Source organism: Prevotella sp. CAG:592 (genome assembly GCF_000436015.1).
GTDB lineage: Bacteria > Bacteroidota > Bacteroidia > Bacteroidales > Bacteroidaceae > Prevotella > Prevotella pectinovora.
Window position 1 is genome coordinate 1 of the sequence record NZ_FR892483.1, and the last position, 1,635, is coordinate 1,635.

Genomic DNA, 1,635 nt, shown 5'->3' on the forward strand with positions numbered 1-1,635 from the left:
CCCCAAATCGGTCATTAGGCCGTTTAATATATAATTCTAATAACTGCCTGCTTGGATTTTGATTTGGGTTAACGAATCTAAAAGCTACGACATTTATAGATACTAATTCTCACTATAACATGTCATTTTGTTTAAAAGCGTAATAAAAACAGTAAAATATTTGCCAATATGAAATATTTTTCCTTAATTTGCAAACAAGACAATGCTGCTTATGTGATAGCGTTCATTCTGTGAGGATGAACAGGCATTTGGATGTATGGAATGATAGACAAATATTTGGTATGGTTTTAAGCCAACGTTTTTTCGACAAACAATATGGTCGAGATTAAGTTCGCTTCAATCCTTCATGGCAGAATTAAATGAATAGAATAAATGTTTCTTATAATTAGATGAATAAATGTTGATTGAATAATGTTGGTATGTTGAGCAATTGCTCACATCGAGCTCAGCCGTATTCGTGAGAAACCGGCTGAGTTTTTTATGGTTATGCGCTTCCCTGTTGCATCGGTTGTAGAGTTGGTATTTGGCTATCAACTTTTGTCAGCGGATGCTCTCTGCAAAATAAACCGAAATTTCGACAGGCTTATGCGAGATTGTTGTGTTTTATGTTTATCTTTGCGCTCAAATACCCTATCTAATCAATGTTACCGCACTCTTCCTGTCGGACAAGCGCAGTATGCCAACGAGGTGTTTGGCTTTAGCTATAATCTTGGTCTTATGGGGAGTGTTTAGTGAGGAAAAAGAAGAAAACAAAGAAATATTATAACATGGATATTCAAAGAATAAATCAGCATACATCTGCTTTCAATGAGATAACGCATTACATTGAGAGCGATAATGGCAAAGAAAAGGTTGAAGTATGGTTTGCTCGCGAGCTTCAGTCGGTTCTTGGCTATGCACGTTGGGAGAATTTTACAATAGCTATAGGCAGAGCTGTGGAATCATGTAAGTCACAGAATATCAATGTGGATGATCATTTTCGTGAGGTCACGAAAATGATAAGCTTAGCAAAAGGTGCTAAGCGTGAAGTCAAGGACTATATGCTCACTCGTTTTGCCTGTTATCTCATAGCTCAGAACGGTGATCCAAAGAAAGAAGAAATAGCGTTTGCACAAGGTTATTTCGCATTGCAGACAAGGCGGGCTGAACTTATAGCTGAGCATTTGCAGCAAGTTTCACGTCTGGAAACACGCGATCGGTTGCGTGCTTCAGAAAAACAATTGTCTCGCAATATTTATGAGCGTGGTGTTGATGACCGTGGATTTGGTCGTATACGTTCAAAAGGTGACACGGCTTTGTTTGGCGGACATACCACCGAAGACATGAAACTTCGCCTCGGCATCAAGTCAACACGCCCATTGGCTGATTTTCTGCCTACGCTGACCATTGCTGCAAAGAACCTCGCAACAGAAATGACAAACTACAATGTGGAGCAGAAAGACCTTTATGGTGAACCGAGCATTACTGCCGAACACATTCAGAATAATGTCAGCGTAAGGCAGATGCTGGGGCAACGAGGTATAAGACCCGAAAACCTTCCTCCTGCTGAGGACATCAAGAAGGTGGAACGCAGAGTGGCAAGCAACGAGAAGAAAATAGAAAAGACTTCAACCCAAATCGGTCGTTAGGGCTTGC

1 protein-coding gene is annotated in these 1,635 nt (G+C 40.4%); it reads left to right on the forward strand.

The window, feature by feature from the left end:
* The first annotated feature begins 767 nt into the window (after positions 1-767).
* Complete coding sequence (gene dinD, locus QVO99_RS00440) at positions 768-1,628, forward strand: DNA damage-inducible protein D (protein WP_022315612.1); 861 nt, start codon at positions 768-770, stop codon at positions 1,626-1,628.
* Positions 1,629-1,635 lie beyond the last annotated feature (7 nt).

Excerpts from the sequence above, each read along its gene's own strand:
- dinD (WP_022315612.1), top strand. The coding sequence starts at position 768 with ATGGATATTCAAAGAATAAATCAGCATACATCTGCTTTCAATGAGATA.